The organism is Pseudoalteromonas mucoides (assembly GCF_049257175.1).
Classification (GTDB): Bacteria; Pseudomonadota; Gammaproteobacteria; order Enterobacterales; family Alteromonadaceae; genus Pseudoalteromonas.
This window is the reverse complement of the sequence record NZ_JBMMUC010000005.1, coordinates 226,446-241,015: the sequence shown is the minus strand read 5'-3', so window position 1 is coordinate 241,015 and position 14,570 is coordinate 226,446. Positions and strand designations below refer to the sequence as shown.

The following is a 14,570-nucleotide window of genomic DNA, read 5'->3' as shown; positions in this document are numbered from 1 at the left end:
GCTAATGCACTAAAAAAATTTCACTAAGCACGCGGGTGATGTTGCTGATGTACCGATTTTAATCGTTCATTCGCAACATGGGTATAAATTTGTGTCGTCGATAAATCGCTATGCCCTAACATCATTTGCACAACTCTAAGGTCTGCACCATGATTAAGTAAATGCGTTGCAAAAGCATGACGCAGCGTATGGGGCGATAAAGGCGACTCAACCGATGCCAAAATAGCATAGTGTTTGATCCGATGCCAAAAAGTTTGTCGTGTCATGCCCACGCCACGCTTAGAGGGAAACACAAAATCGGTGGCATGCTTGATCATTTGCCCGCGCCCTAGTTTTAAAAACTGCTCAAGCCAATGCATGGCTTCTTCGCCAAGTGGCACCAAACGCTCTTTATTGCCCTTGCCTTTAACAAACACAACAGATTGGCGCAGATTTATTTGCTCCATGCGTAAACCAACAAGCTCACTAACCCGCAGGCCCGTTGCATATAAAAGCTCTAACATGGCTTTATCGCGCAGTCCCATGGGCTCTTCAACATTAGGCGCTGCAAGTAATGCTTCAACTTCGTTTTCAGAAAGCGTTTTAGGTAACGTCTGCCCTGCTTTTGGCTGAGCAATATTCACCATAGGTGATTCACTCAGGTACTTTTCGCGAACTAAATATTGATAAAAGCGTTTTAACGCACTAATGCTACGCGCTGTGCTGCGCGGCTTTAAACCTAAATCAACCCGGTGCGCTAAATAACTTTCAATGTCTAAAGCGGATACCGTGAGTAAATCTTGCCCTTCTAAAAATAAACCGAACTTATCTAGATCACTTCGATATGCAGATAATGTGTTATCACTAACATGCTGCTCTAGATATAGGTTATCTAAAAACGACTCAAGATAGTCGCTATTGTTGATAAGCTCGTCTTGGTGTTCTGTAAGTGGGCTTAATGATTCATTTTTTGCAAACTTAGTCACAGTTATTCCATTTTAATCGAGGTATCAATTAGTAATACCTTACGGTAAACTTGAGCCTATCATATCAGGCAAACACACAGTGATAAATACGATGCAAATTGGTTTATTTTATGGCTCTACAACTTGTTATACGGAAATAGCAGCAGAAAAAATCCGCGATATTATTGGGCAAGACATTGTCAGTTTACATAACATCAAAGATGAGCCACTAAAAAATGCAGAGAATTACGACTTTATCATCTTTGGTATTTCAACGTGGGACTTTGGTGAATTACAAGAAGATTGGGAATCAATCTGGGATGACATCAAAGACGTCAACCTAACAGGAAAAACCATCGCCTTATTTGGCATGGGTGACCAGCAAGGCTACGGCCAATGGTTTCAAGATGCGCTAGGCATGCTACACGATGAAATTAGCAATCAAGAATTTACGTTACTCGGTTTATGGCCCAATGACGCCAGCTATGAGTTCGAAGCATCAAAAGCACTCACCACAGATAACACACATTTTGTTGGCCTAGCTCTTGATGAAGACAGTCAATACGAGCACAGTGATGAGCGAATTGCCAATTGGGTTGAGCAGATCATGAATGAATACAGCGATACTTTGTAATTACATTACGACGCACTAAGACTCGACATTTCATACTCGTGTCTTAGTGACGAGGGCAAAACACTCTATTTTAAGCTATATATAAACCACACACTTAATTCACTGACATTCAATGCCAACATTCACTTTCATTAATGCTGATAGGGTCGATTTTACAGACAACAAAGTAGAACCCTTTGCTGTAGCTGGCGAACAAACGAGCGACCGAAACGGCCACATATTTTACATTCCAACCTCAATGAAGCCTTTTATTGCAGAGGGAAAATTAGCGAAAGATCTATTTAATTTCACCAAACTAAATATCGCCAAGTATGATGATCAGACTCGGCAAACCTTACCAATATTGATTAAGCATCACGGCAATCTTTGCCAAATAGCTGGACTCACCATAAAACGCCAGTTCAACATAATTAATTACAGCAGCGCAGAGATAGACAAAACGAGAGCCCACAATGTGTTAATGCATTTAATGGCTCAACCTTATGTTGAACACATCAAGCTCGATGAAGTATTGCAACTGCATCAGTCATCACATTTTTAAGTAAAAGTCCTTACAGAGGGCAATATAGTCTTTGCTATACCCCCCCTCATCATTATGAATGATCAAGCTTTGCTGCTGATAGTTCACTTTTTGGTAGCCAAAACACATTAAGCTGCGCGTTGCAGGCTTGGTTTTTTTAGTTTGTACTGAACAATGTTGTTGTAAATAAAGCCCTTGTTCAGACGCTTCTGCTATAAATAACTGCGCCTCTGCGCTCGGTAAAATTAAGTTAAACAATGCTGCATCATGCGTTAAACGCTTAAATGCAGCAATTAACTGGCTAAAACTCAGGGCATCAGTATGGCGTGCCGTGTTTCGCCCTGCATCATCCCCTTTTAAGCTATTATTAAAATAAGGTGGATTACTGATCACCACATCAAATGGCGCATCGGCTTCAAATTCTTGGATACTTTGGTGATAAAGTGCAATATCGTGCCACGGGCTTTGTTTAATATTATGCTTTGCTTGCTGAAAAGCGGCCTCATCAATTTCGACAGCGGTCATAGTTAAATCAGCAGTTCGTTGTTTACACATCAATGCCAATAACCCTGTGCCCGTGCCTATATCTAGCGCTCTTTGACCACTTGTTATCTTTGCCCACGCTCCCAGTAAAATGCCATCAGTCGACACCTTCATAGCGCATTGGTCATGCTCGACTTTAAATTGTTTAAATACAAAACCTGACATTTTTTCACCTTTTCGTTCACCAACCGCAGTATAGCGCGTATAATTAACGTCAATTGTCCTCTATTTTTGACACTCTATGCAATTTTCTGATTTTGATATCGATAACAAGTTACTAAACGCCGTCGCTAAAATGGGTTATGAGACCCCAACCAGCATTCAGCAACAAGCTATTCCTGAAGCACTGCAAGGACGTGATATTTTAGCATCAGCGCCTACAGGCACAGGTAAAACAGCCGCATTTTTAATTCCAGCAATTCAATATTTACTGGATTTTCCACGCCGCGAACCTGGCTTTGCGCGAGTATTAATTATGACGCCAACCCGTGAACTTGCATATCAAATTCATGAGCAATGTGAGTTACTTGCCAAGCAAACACATTTAAAAATAGGCGTGGTTACAGGCGGCATTAATTACGGCACGCATAAAGAAATTTTTGAAAAAAATAACGATATCTTAATCGCCACTCCTGGGCGATTAATGGAATACTTAGAAACTGAAAACTTTCATGCTGAAAATGTCGAGATGCTTATTTTAGATGAAGCAGACCGCATGCTTGATATGGGTTTTCGTAAAGAAATGCTGCGCATTTGTGATGAAGCTAAAAACCGTCGTCAGTGTTTTCTATTCTCAGCAACACTTGAAGGCGACAGCGTAGAACAATTTGCAGAGCGAATTTTAAATGATCCGGCCCTGCTTGAAGCTGAGTCATCACGTAAAGAAAAAGCCAAAATTCATCAGTGGGTACATTTAGCCGATGACTATCATCACAAGCTTGAGCTATTAGTTAATACCTTAAATGGCCCTGATGTCAGTAAAGCAATTGTGTTTGTTAAAACTCGCGAGCGCCTTGAAACCCTCATTGGCGAGTTGACTAACAATGGCGTAAAAGCGGCCTGGTTACGTGGCGAAATGCCACAAGACAAACGCATGAAAGCAATGGAAAACTTCCACAGTGGCCGTACCAAGATTTTGGTTGCTACAGATGTGGCTGCTCGCGGTATTGATGTTGCTGATATTAGCCATGTTATTAACTTTGACATGCCACGTACCGCTGACGTATATGTGCACCGTATTGGTCGTACTGGTCGCGCAGGTAAAAAAGGCATCGCAATTTCATTAGTTGAAGCGCACGATGTGGCCGTTTTAGCTAAAGTTGAGCGTTACACTGAGCAAAAGCTTAAACGTCGTGTAATAAAAGGCATTGAGCCACAACATAAAGAAGCCAAAATGCCGGTCAAGAAACTAAAAGATCCAGCTAAAATTAAAGCCCGTAAAAAGGCTAAAGCAAAAGTGAAGAAAAAGAAGTAGCTTTTTATAAAACGATAAGCCGAGCCTCAATGAGCCTCGGCTTTTTTATCACTCCCAGCGTGCCCCGAACTCTACCCTAATCATCTCGAAAAAACCTAGCTCAAAGTTAGATCTGTATTACTTTTCACTTTTTATCAGTAAGCAGCACTATAAAAAGTTCTCATTAATAAAGAATTTTTTACTTATTTAGATGTAAAAAATACCTAGCTAACGAGTAAAACAACAAACACCTAACTTATTCCTTTTAATTTTCAACATGTTGAATATTGGAATGGTATTTGTAACTAAGAATACATCATTAACTAAGCAAGCTTGAGGGAAATCATGAACCGCTTCAAATTAACCGTATCACTTATATCGCTTTGTTGTGTTTTTTTACTTGCCTGTGCAACGCAAGTGAGTGCAGCGCCGAGTAGTATTATGGTCAGTAGCGCTTCAACTCAACCTACTTTACAACAGCTTACAGTTAATAAGCTGCTCACAAATCCGAATCTAAACCTCTCACAGCTAAACTTAACCGTGATAGGTAACAAAATTGAATTAAATGGTATCGCGAGAAACGGTTTTGAACGTGCCCTTGCGCAAAAATTTATAGAAAACACTCAAGGTATAGAGATCATAGAAAATAAAATGCTCGTTGAGCTAGAAGAATAAATACCGATTTTAAAGCATTACACTCCCCTTGTTGAGCGCCATTGGCGCTCTTTTTTTATACACGCCACTGCTTTTATTTACCCAAGGCTTGTTTTGCAAAAAGCTGCTTTATCGGTCCTAGGTTATCAACCATGCTCAAACCAACACCGCGTATTAACTTTTTAACTGGATGAGTGCCTGCAAATAACTCTTTTAACCCTTGCATCATTGCAATGTGTTTTTGTGCATCAAGCTTGCGAGTGCGTTCGTAATCACGCAAAGTGCGAGCACTGGCAAAATCGTCTTGTTGCTCACTGAGTAATTCAATCAAATAGCTGGCATCTTTAAGACCTAAATTCATCCCAAGCCCTGCGAGTGGGTGAATTGTATGTGCAGCATCGCCGATGAGCACAACTTTACCTGCAACCCATTGCTGGGCATAGCGCATTTTAAGTGGGAATGCGGCTCGTTGACTTTGTATCTCGCATAAACCACATTGACCATCCAGTGCAGCCATAACCGCTTTATTAAAATCAGCATCATCCATCGCTAATAGCGACTGACAATGCTCAGGGCTCGTTGACCAAACAATTGAATGCGCGTGTTTATCTGTCAGCGGTAAAAATGCTAATGGCCCTGTAGGTAAGAATACCTGGCGTGCAGTATTATTATGTGGCTCGGCGGTTTTTACCGTTGCGACAACGGCATTATGATCATAATCTTTAAACGTGATAGGTAAGTTAAACTGTTTTCGAATTGAAGAGTTAGCACCGTCCGCAGCCACCAAAAGCTTAGCAATAATTGGTTCACCTGATTCAAGAGTAACAAATACATCATTTTCACTTTGGTGGATTTGTTGATACCGCGTTTCAAACATCAGGGTCGCTTGACTGTGCTTTTCAAGCTCATTTATCAATGCATAGCGAATAATGTCATTTTCTACAATGTGACCTAGCTGAGGTAAATCAAGCTCATCGCTATTAAATGCTATTTTACCAAAGCTATCTTGGTCGCGAACATCCATATGTGTATACGCTCGCGCTCGCAGAGCAGTAATTTGTGGCCACACGTTAAGTGATTCAAATAACGCTTGGCTAGCAAGGCTTAAGGCACTAACGCGCAAGCCATAATCATCACCTGGTAATTGCTGTTTCGCAGCGGCATCAATGACAACGACACTAACGTTAGCTTTTGCTAAACCCAGTGCAAGTGTTAGCCCCACACACCCGCCACCAACAACGCATACTTGTGCTTGCTTCATAGTCGTTTACCTTGTTTTACTTGCCCCATTAATTGCTTTGCCAAAGGGGCTTTAAATGAAGAACATAAATCCATTGTAAATAAACCGCAGCTGCGGCCAAATGCTAAAACACGAGAAGTGTTTGAAAACAATCGAACCAGACTATCGGTCAGCGTCATAACAGTATTTATATCTTGGCTACGTAGCTGAGCATATTGGCGTACAAATGCATAACTACCAACGTCATACTCACCTTTAACTAAGTCACATAGCACTTGCACATCACGCAAACCTAAATTAAAGCCTTGCCCAGCAATGGGGTGAATAGCATGCCCTGCATTGCCAATTAATACTGTGCGATGGCTAAAAAGAGAATCTGCACGGCCATAAACTAGCGGGTAACTTGCACGCACACCAACTTTAGTAAATTGCCCTGCGCGATAGCCAAAGGCACATTGCAACGCCATAATAAATGCATCATCATCAAGTGCCATATGCTGCTTGATTTGCTCAGGTTCCATACACCAAACTAACGAATAACGGTTGTTACTCATTGGCAGTAATGCCATAGGCCCGTGCTCAGTAAAACGTTCAAACGCATGATTATGGTGACCACCAGCCACTTCAATGTTCGCAATGATTGCACCTTGTGAATAGGCTTCAGTGTTAAAGTTGATATTCGCTAACTGACGTGTTGGTGATTGTGCACCATCAGCAATAACCACAAGTTTTGCGTTTAGCTCAGCCCCCGACGACTTAAGCGTTAGCTGTGCTGAGTCTGCTTGGTAATTCAAACTCGCTACAGTATCAGGGCAAAACACTTTAACCACAGTATTCATTAGTTGGTTATGTAAAGAACGCCCAAATGGATTAACCTCAACTACATAACCCAAAGCGCTTTGCGCAAATTCATTGCAATCAATATGTGTTTTACCAAAATGACCGCGATCTGACACGCTAACTTGTTTAATAACAGCTGCAAACGAAGCTTGTGGGTCAAATATATTGGCCGTTTGTAAAAATTGCACCGACTGCTGGGCTAGTGCAATACTGCGATCATCAAAACTCGGGTGATAATCACTACTGGGTTGATTGGCTTCAATAACCGCGATAGATAAATCAGGTGCGCTACTGGCAAGACTTAACGCACAACTTGCCCCTGCTAAACCGCCACCGATAATTACAACATCAAACTGTTCTGCCACGCTCTACTCCTAGCGTTTAGTTAGCCTTTGGGTTCATAAGCGTTTCAATTTCACTGATAGTCTTAGGCACACTGGCGGTTAAGTTTTCATAGCCTTGCGCTGTAACTAACAGGTTATCTTCTATACGAATACCAATGCCTTTGAATTGCTCTGGTGCTTTAGCGTCAAGGCTAATATAAAGCCCTGGTTCAATGGTAAGCACCATACCAACTTCAAATGAGCGTTCTTTTTCATCTTGTTTGTAGTCACCAACATCGTGAACATCTAAACCAAGCCAATGACCAAGGCCGTGCATATAAAATGCCTTGCACGCTTGGCTAGCCAAAAGCTCGTGTAATTCACCTTGCAGAATACCTAAATCAATTAAGCCTTGAGTAAGTACGGTCATTGCGCGTTTATTTGCTTTTGAAAGGCAGCTACCAGGCTTAACTTCAGTGAATGCAGCTTCTTGGGCAGCTAATACAATATTATATAGCTGAGCCTGAGGCTCACTAAATTGACCATTTACAGGAAACGTACGCGTTATATCAGCGGCGTAGCCTTGTAGCTCACAACCCGAATCGATAAGCACTAAGTCACCATCATTTATTACATCGCTATTATCTGTGTAATGTAAAATATTGGCGTTATCGCCGCTACCAACGATGGTGCCATAGGCTGGGTGGCGTGCACCGTTCATCGCATAGTGATGATGTAGCTCAGCCTCTAATTGATACTCCGTCGCGCCCGGTTTAGCAAACTGCATAGCGCGAATATGACCGGCAGCACTAATTTCACATGCACTGCGCATAATATTGATTTCAGCGGGAGATTTAAACAAGCGCATTTCGTGGATTAAACCACGAATGTCTTTAATAGTATTAGGGGCTTTATAAGCGCGGTTACTACGTAAAGTGCCCAGTAATGACCACACTTTGTCATCAAACTTTGGATAACTACCTTGTGCATAAAATAAAATCTGCTGGCCGTTCACCAAATTCAATAATTGTTCAGTTAGTTCACTGAGTGCACATGTTTGGTCGAATAAATATTCTGTTTTCGCTTTTTCAAAACCTATACGGCGACCATGCCATATCTCAGCAAGCTTGTCTTTGTTTAAACAAAACAGTGTACAGGGCGTTTCACTGCTAGGGCTGAGAACTAATACAGCATCAGGTTCGTTAAACCCTGTTAAATAGAAAAAGTCGCTATCTTGGCGAAAAGCATAGTCAGTATCTCGGCTTCGTGTAACCTCACTCGCTGCTGGAATAATCGCTACACTGTTTGGCTCCATCATCGCGAGCAAACGCTCACGACGAGCTTTAAATTCAGCTTTTTCAATACACACTGTTGGCATAGTTAACCCTGCTTTGCTGTTTTTAGTGAAGTGTTTTTTTCGTGTCAGTGGTTTGCTCTTTGCCAAGCTCAGCAAAACATAACAATGCAGAAACTCGCACGTACTCAATTACTTCATGAAGCGCTTGAGCGTCCTCTTCAGTTTCATCAAACATGGTGTCTAGACGCGTAATTTCACTAAAATCACTGATCACTTCTTTCACATCAGCCGACAGTTTACCGTAATCTTTTTGTTTTAAACCAAAACCAAGCATAAAACCGGCAACCCAAGACACCAAACCATTCGCTTGATCTATTAAAGTTTCATCATCGCTTGGTAAAAATAAGTCAAACTGAAACTCTTCACCACTAAAGCTTTCAACAACCTGCTTATAAATAGTGGCAAAAAAGGTTTTTAGATCATTACTGAATGCTTGGCCATCATTAAACACATCGCTTAATAACGCTAAGTAATCTTTGGCTTCAATGTTCAAACCACATGCGAGTAAACCACTGATCACGCCGTGGGCTTCTGCTGGGGAAACAAAAATTTGGTTTTTTTCCAATAGGAGTTGGGCTTGTTGGTAATCTGGTAATTCGCTCATGATAATATCTTCACTGTGGGATTTAACTCAATGCTACCACTCGATAAATAGCAACTCCAATTAATTGTATGATTGAGGTCAAAAAGCAATCCGAAAAGTAAATAGCCAGTTACCAGCGTCGAAAAACCAAGCAAGCGATAGAAGTTTTTTCAATTTGGGGTGTAAGGTTTGGTTTATGTCTTATATACTAAAGGCGTTCCCTAGGTTGTTGGAGCTTGGTTAAGTCCCTGAGCCGATAAATTTTATGTTAGGGTTTCTGTTCGTCTACTATTGTGCAAGCTCGGCATGTACCGAGAAGCCTACGGTAAACCGCAGATCCCCGCCCTGAGACCTTATGGTTTCAGGACTAATACCGAGTACCGCATACTTGGGGAACACTTTCTTTACTCTAGCTAGTTATAATCACATTCGGGATTTTTAACGCTTTTTATTTAATTATAAAATCATTACATTAATTTATAATTTTTCCGTATACACCTGCATCACAAAATGTACCTTGTTTATAAATAGCTTTTTTAAGCAGACCTTCATGCTCAAAGCCTGATTTTTCAAGTACCTTGATTGATTGCGTATTCCCAGCAAACACAACAGCATGTAACCTAACTATATCAGTATTTAGCTGCACCTCATTAAACAGTGCGCTTAGTGCCTTAACGGCTATCCCTTTCCCCCAAAATTCTTTTGCTAGCCAATAACCAATTTCTGCTGATTTAGCGTATTCAAACTGTCCAGGTAGAGCGCCAATAGAGCCAGCTAATTGGCCATCCACCTCAATAGCACGGGTTATACCTACTTTACTACCCTCTTCAACCCACCAGCGGGCATCATTAATAGTGTAAGGGGATGGTATTTTAGGGGATAAAAACCGTTTTACATCGGGGTTATTTAAGTAGTTGACGAGTAAAGTTTTATCTTCTTGTTTGAAATTTCTTAAACGTAACATTGTATTCTTTATATTGGGTGAAAAACTTAAAGCTGGGCTTTATTACAATAGGTTGCTTTTTCAAAGTCATTTATGTTCATGGCAATATTTGCAACCTCTGGGAACTTATCATTAAGCATGGTAACCACGGCTTTGGACAATGCCGCTTTTTGCTCTGTAGTTCGCCCTTGCATAATATGGGTGAAGACATGAATAAATGGCTCTTGCTTATTTCCGACTAGGTAACTATCAAAGGGGTTAACTCTTACTTTTATGTCACCTTCAACAAATAAACCTGTACTATGAGCAACTTTGTGTATTGCTTTATTAATAGTCATTTCATCATGAACATCTAAAATAGAACTAGCGCAATCAATAACAAAGTGTGGCATTAAAAGCTCCTTTTTGGTTGTTTAAAATAAAGCTACTGGTGGTACTTACGTATCATCACTATTTTTCCATCTTCGACTTCAATAACATCCATAATAGTCTGGCTATATTCTATAGGCTGCTGGTTTTGCGGATGAATGCCTTTAGCATGATGACTATAACGAATTGCAAAACCTGAATTATTAAAAATAAATGTGTCGAGCAATTTGGCTTCATACTCAGTGTGGGCAGCTAAATAAAACGTCATGCCTTTGCGCATATTTTCTTTACCGTCAGGTGCGCGGGTATCATCAGGTTGGAAGGGAATATGTTGGTTACCTACATCATCACTTAATAACGCCAAAAAAGCTTCTAATTCTTTATGCGTTGCGTTTGGCGATTGCGTAGCGACCATCGTTGAGAAATATTGTTGTGCGAGCGTTTCGAGTTCTTTATTGGCAGCCGTAACACTGAGTGACATACACATTAAAACCACTGAAAATATAGCCGTTATTTTTTTCATTAGGTATTCCATTGTTTAAACTACCTACGCTATATAAACAACAAACAAATGAAATGTATAGCTTTATATTTTAATGCTGTATTTATAAAATCAATTCAGTGAGGTAAAAACTACCGCCAATATAAAGAAAATTAATGAAGGCTCTAACAAGCATTGGAAAGTGCGAAAACGATAACCTTAGCTTGAGGCTTAACACCACAAACACTCCCATCAAGCCAAACCAAGGCGTGAAGAAGAACAATAGTTTCCACTTTATTAGCATTACGGCTAAGTCATGTAATGCCCCACTGATTGCAAACGTGACGATCACAGCACACCAATGAGGCAAAAATGATGATGTAGGCTTCATCACATAGCGTGACAAATAGTAGCTCCAAATGGGGTTCCAATAGCGCCAAAATAAATAAAAAGATGGCGCACCAAAAGAACGTTTAAGCATGTTACTCATTGAGCCATTAGCACCTAAAGGTACGCCAGTACGCTTTTTTACATATTGAGTTAGCGTAATATGATTAGACATATAGACTCCTGGGTTGATTAGGTAGCACGTCAGCTATTGAATAAAATAGCCAATCACTTGCCATTGCTCGGCTGACTTTTTTAAAGTAATTGTTTCAGTCGACTCAGGCCTGTTTACAAAATCAGTATTAAATTGCAGTAACACATACTCACCTTTTGGTAACTGAGGCAACGAGTCAAACGTTTTGCGATTTACTTGCTCACGGGACTTTACATCACCTAGCGGTGTTCGAACTTCAGCTAATTTTGATACCCAAAGATCTTGGCTTACATTTTCTTTAAAGAATGCATCACTTTGCTGCCAACTCAATGAGTAATCGCCACTATCTACAACAGCTAACCACTGTTTAGCGACCGGTTGTTCTTCACTGGCTTGTAGGTTAAATGTAGCAAAAACCATAAAACAAAATAAAATACAGTGCTTTTTCATCATAACTCCTTGTTAAAAATTAGCAGCTCCAGCCTACTAAAGAGCTGTTAATTATAAAAGCATAATTTATGAACTTTGCTCTTGCTAACTCTACTCACATCCTACTTTTTACTTTATTGGTGGCAACACTGGTTGCAGGGTTCTCTGGCCAGAAGTGCTTGGGATATCGGCCTTTCATTTCTTTTTGCACTTCGCGGTAACTGGTTGCCCAAAAGTGAGCTAAATCTTGGGTCAACTGCAACGAACGTTTACCCGGCGATAATAATTCCATCAGTAACGGGAGCTTACCTTGAGCAAGTACCGGAGAGCTTGTCATACCATATACTTCTTGCATCCGCACACTGAGTTTTGCAGGGCCATCGAGTTGATATGCAATACGAATATTTGAACCGCTTGGAACAGTTAAGCGCAGTGGTAATAGTGACTTCAAAGCCGTTTTTTGTTGCCAATCAAAGCAATTTTGCAGGGCTTCAAAGTAGTTAAACTTTTTAAGCTGCTCAAGCGTTTTAATATCTTGAAGGTATACGCCAAGCCAAGTATCGGCTTGGTCAATAAGTGACTGCTCTGTTATAAGTGGGAATTGCTCAGGTAACAGTCTATAAGCCAAACTCATGCGAATAAGTAACTGCTGGGCATCGGGTTGCTCATTAAACAATGCAAAACCTTGCTTTTTAAATAAGCTTAGCCATGCTTTGGCACGCTCATTTTTATCAAGCTTTTGCTTACTTGGTTGACAGCTAAGGGTTATAGCACCGAGCTTAACTTCATCTTGATGAATAAAACGTGCTGCTTTTTCGTCAAACTCACAGCGAGTTAGCTCAGTAAATAAATGCGGTAAATATTCCTCAAGCGCAAATGGGCTCAACGCTGTTGCTGCAAATATCCGCCCACCTTTATGGCCGCCCATCGTTGCTATTGCTAGATATTCATCGTTGTGCCAATAATCGCTATTTAGTTCAGCGCCAGCGCCATTAGCGAGTAAGTAACCATTTCCTCTTTTTTTTGCAATGCGATCAGGATAAGCCAGCGCCACCAGCACGCTGAGGTACTCACTCTTTAGTTCGCTTTTATCATCGCTCACCTTTAAACGGTTTTGCCAATATTTAAGCTGCTGTTTAAATACGGGATGGGGTCGTTGTTGCATACTGTGCAAAGCAACATTAAGCTCAGCAGCGCAATTAACGCGGCTTTCTAATAAGGCGACCAAATAAATGGCTAAACGATAAATCCCCGCATTTTGTGTTTCAAGCTGCTGCGCTTTTAATAACATGTGTGCCAAGCGAATATCAGCACCAAACGTCAGCATTTTACTGCCTAAAGCACTCAGCTTTCCCTTATTATCAACCGCTTCTAACATTTGCAGTAAACTTAGCGCTTGGCTGCATTGCTGCTCAGTTGGCTTATCAAGCAAGGTTAACTCGTTTATATCAGCGCCCCACAGTTTGGCCTCGAGCATGAGCTGACTGATATCTGAGGTTAGAATCTCTGGGTTATCGTGGCTATTACGTCGCTCAAAGGTTTGTTTTGAACCCAACCTGTAAACCACGCCGGGCTCAATACGCCCAGCACGCCCTGCCCGTTGCACCGCAGATGAGCGAGAGATACTTTGTGTGGTGAGCTCTGTTACCCCAGTTTTTAAATTAAAGCTGGCAGCACGGCGTTTGCCACTATCAACAACAATGCGAATGCCTTCAATGGTCAAGCTGGTTTCAGCAACATTAGTGGTTAGCACGACTTTACGCTTCCCTTTATCTGCAGGTGCTATGGCTGCTTGTTGCTGATTTTTATCTTGCTCACCAAACAGTGTAAACACCTCACAATCTGCCGGTAAATCATTAAGCGCTTGTTGCACACGCACTATTTCACGTTGCCCTGGTAAAAACACCAGTGCGCTGCCGGTTTGCTCATTGAGTGCTTGTTTAATTATGCTGGGAATTTCTTCAAGCCAGCGGCTTTCATCTTTTATTGGAGTGTACACTTCATCAATTGGGAAGCTTCGTCCTTGCGATTGCACAACAGGGCAATCAAAAAAATCCACATACCGCTGCGTATCAAGTGTTGCCGACATAAGTAAAATTGTTAAATCGTCACGCAGTGTTGCTTGTGTTTCAAGTGCGAACGCCAAGGAAGTATCGGCGGCTATTGAACGCTCATGAAACTCATCAAATATCAGTAAATCAACATCACTTAGCTCTGGGTCATTTTGTAGCATGCGCGTAAGCATGCCCTCGGTCACGATCTCAAGGCGGGTATTAGCACTCACTTTACTTTCGCCGCGCACTCGTAAACCAACACTCTGCCCTACCGACTCGCTTTGGCAACTTGCAAGGTAACGAGCAATATTGCGCGCAGCTAAACGCCGTGGTTCAAGCATAACAATGCGTTTAAAGTGACCGTCACGCATTAAATTTAGTGGCAACCACGTTGACTTACCCGCACCAGGAGGTGCTTGCAGTAAGGTAATTGGATTAGCTTTTAATGTTGCAGTGAGTTGTTGATATATATCTTGAACCGGCAGCACGACAATTTTCTCTAAATGACTTTGCGCCATTGTAGCAAAAACTACAGCAAACGGTTTCTACTGTGAATTACAAGTCAGAAAAAATTACAAAAATGAGGTATATTTTTTAAAATATTTATAACTCCCAAACCTACTCAGCCGTAACAAGAATTCATAATAAACTGATAATTATGG

Annotated in this window: 16 protein-coding genes and 1 other RNA gene; 5 read left to right on the top strand and 12 right to left on the bottom strand. The window is 41.2% G+C overall.

The window, feature by feature from the left end; all coding sequences use genetic code 11:
* Positions 1-23 precede the first annotated feature (23 nt).
* Entirely contained in the window at positions 24-905 is an 882-nt protein-coding gene (gene xerD, locus AAEU30_RS07985) for a site-specific tyrosine recombinase XerD (RefSeq protein WP_421960088.1), read from the bottom strand.
* A gap of 151 nt (positions 906-1,056) precedes the next feature.
* Here xerD and fldB point away from each other — a divergent pair, with 151 nt between their 5' ends.
* Both fldB and AAEU30_RS07975 read left to right on the top strand, forming a co-directional pair.
* Complete coding sequence (gene fldB / locus AAEU30_RS07980; RefSeq protein WP_421960087.1) at positions 1,057-1,578, top strand: flavodoxin FldB; 522 nt, start codon at positions 1,057-1,059, stop codon at positions 1,576-1,578.
* Between the two features lie 112 nt (positions 1,579-1,690).
* A complete protein-coding gene (locus tag AAEU30_RS07975) occupies positions 1,691-2,119 on the top strand; it encodes a hypothetical protein (protein ID WP_421960062.1) in 429 nt (142 codons plus the stop codon).
* Here AAEU30_RS07975 and AAEU30_RS07970 read toward each other — a convergent pair.
* Entirely contained in the window at positions 2,108-2,806 is a 699-nt protein-coding gene (locus AAEU30_RS07970; protein WP_421960061.1) for a tRNA1(Val) (adenine(37)-N6)-methyltransferase, read from the bottom strand. The genes AAEU30_RS07975 and AAEU30_RS07970 overlap by 12 nt on opposite strands.
* 76 nt (positions 2,807-2,882) lie before the next feature.
* On the opposite strand from AAEU30_RS07970, the gene srmB reads away from it, so the two are divergent.
* Together srmB and AAEU30_RS07960 are read left to right on the top strand one after the other, a co-directional pair.
* Positions 2,883-4,115, top strand: coding sequence for an ATP-dependent RNA helicase SrmB (gene srmB / locus AAEU30_RS07965; protein WP_087532914.1), 1,233 nt, complete (start codon positions 2,883-2,885; stop codon positions 4,113-4,115).
* A gap of 324 nt (positions 4,116-4,439) precedes the next feature.
* A complete protein-coding gene (locus tag AAEU30_RS07960) occupies positions 4,440-4,769 on the top strand; it encodes a BON domain-containing protein (RefSeq protein WP_421960059.1) in 330 nt (109 codons plus the stop codon).
* A 73-nt stretch (positions 4,770-4,842) separates the two neighbouring features.
* Here the strand turns inward: AAEU30_RS07960 and AAEU30_RS07955 are convergent, their stop codons facing one another.
* From AAEU30_RS07955 to AAEU30_RS07940, 4 genes are read right to left on the bottom strand one after another with little or no spacing between them, the layout of a single operon-like run.
* Positions 4,843-6,009, bottom strand: coding sequence for an FAD-dependent monooxygenase (locus AAEU30_RS07955; protein ID WP_421960058.1), 1,167 nt, complete (start codon positions 6,007-6,009; stop codon positions 4,843-4,845).
* Positions 6,006-7,193, bottom strand: coding sequence for a 2-octaprenyl-6-methoxyphenyl hydroxylase (ubiH, locus tag AAEU30_RS07950; protein ID WP_421960057.1), 1,188 nt, complete (start codon positions 7,191-7,193; stop codon positions 6,006-6,008). The genes AAEU30_RS07955 and ubiH overlap by 4 nt, the downstream gene beginning before the upstream one ends.
* A 16-nt stretch (positions 7,194-7,209) precedes the next feature.
* Complete coding sequence (gene pepP, locus AAEU30_RS07945) at positions 7,210-8,529, bottom strand: Xaa-Pro aminopeptidase (RefSeq protein ID WP_421960056.1); 1,320 nt, start codon at positions 8,527-8,529, stop codon at positions 7,210-7,212.
* 22 nt (positions 8,530-8,551) lie between these two features.
* Positions 8,552-9,112: a UPF0149 family protein gene (locus tag AAEU30_RS07940; RefSeq protein WP_087532908.1), complete on the bottom strand. Its 561-nt coding sequence runs from the start codon at positions 9,110-9,112 to the stop codon at positions 8,552-8,554.
* A gap of 194 nt (positions 9,113-9,306) precedes the next feature.
* Here AAEU30_RS07940 and ssrS point away from each other — a divergent pair.
* Positions 9,307-9,490: non-coding RNA, 6S RNA (gene ssrS / locus AAEU30_RS07935), on the top strand.
* Between the two features lie 73 nt (positions 9,491-9,563).
* Here ssrS and AAEU30_RS07930 read toward each other — a convergent pair.
* The 6 genes from AAEU30_RS07930 to hrpB all read right to left on the bottom strand — a co-directional run bounded on the left by AAEU30_RS07930 (position 9,564) and on the right by hrpB (position 14,396).
* On the bottom strand, positions 9,564-10,055 hold the full coding sequence (locus AAEU30_RS07930) for a GNAT family N-acetyltransferase (RefSeq protein WP_421960055.1): 492 nt from the start codon (positions 10,053-10,055) through the stop codon (positions 9,564-9,566).
* Between the two features lie 26 nt (positions 10,056-10,081).
* Positions 10,082-10,426 (bottom strand): 5-carboxymethyl-2-hydroxymuconate Delta-isomerase, encoded by a 345-nt coding sequence (locus AAEU30_RS07925; RefSeq protein WP_421960054.1) that lies wholly within the window; start codon positions 10,424-10,426, stop codon positions 10,082-10,084.
* A 32-nt stretch (positions 10,427-10,458) separates the two neighbouring features.
* Entirely contained in the window at positions 10,459-10,884 is a 426-nt protein-coding gene (locus AAEU30_RS07920) for a nuclear transport factor 2 family protein (RefSeq protein WP_421960086.1), read from the bottom strand.
* Positions 10,885-11,008: 124 nt separating this feature from the next.
* Entirely contained in the window at positions 11,009-11,446 is a 438-nt protein-coding gene (locus AAEU30_RS07915; RefSeq protein ID WP_421960053.1) for an acyltransferase, read from the bottom strand.
* Between the two features lie 33 nt (positions 11,447-11,479).
* Positions 11,480-11,878, bottom strand: a complete 399-nt coding sequence (locus AAEU30_RS07910; RefSeq protein WP_421960052.1) for a DUF4019 domain-containing protein — start codon at positions 11,876-11,878, stop codon at positions 11,480-11,482.
* Between the two features lie 91 nt (positions 11,879-11,969).
* A complete protein-coding gene (hrpB, locus tag AAEU30_RS07905) occupies positions 11,970-14,396 on the bottom strand; it encodes an ATP-dependent helicase HrpB (protein WP_421960085.1) in 2,427 nt (808 codons plus the stop codon).
* Positions 14,397-14,570 lie beyond the last annotated feature (174 nt).